Raw genomic sequence first — 251 nt, 5'->3', positions numbered from 1 at the left:
CGCAAAACCAATACAGATGAATCGTTAATTTTCACTTTTGAAATTCCAGAAGATTATCATAAGTCATCATCAGCGCCTTTTATCCGTATAACGCCGATTTATCTAAAAGAGAATATTTGGTCAGATAACGATAGTGAAAACTATCGTTTTAATTTTGCTGTTGAAACTTTTGCGAAACGTATAAGTGACACTTACCAAATAAGTGAACTCATTATCAAACGACTTAAAGAAATAAACGGTATCTGTTACTC

At 32.3% G+C, this 251-nt stretch carries 1 protein-coding gene; it reads left to right on the top strand.

Features of this window, described 5'->3' with window-relative positions:
* On the top strand, positions 1 to 251 hold a 251-nt coding region (locus Q5762_RS39145; protein WP_315897084.1), incomplete at both ends, for a hypothetical protein.

This window comes from Streptomyces sp. P9(2023) (assembly GCF_032436795.1).
Lineage (GTDB): Bacteria > Actinomycetota > Actinomycetes > Streptomycetales > Streptomycetaceae > Streptomyces.
The sequence above is the reverse complement of the archived record's forward strand: the minus strand, read 5'-3'. Positions and strand labels throughout refer to the sequence as shown.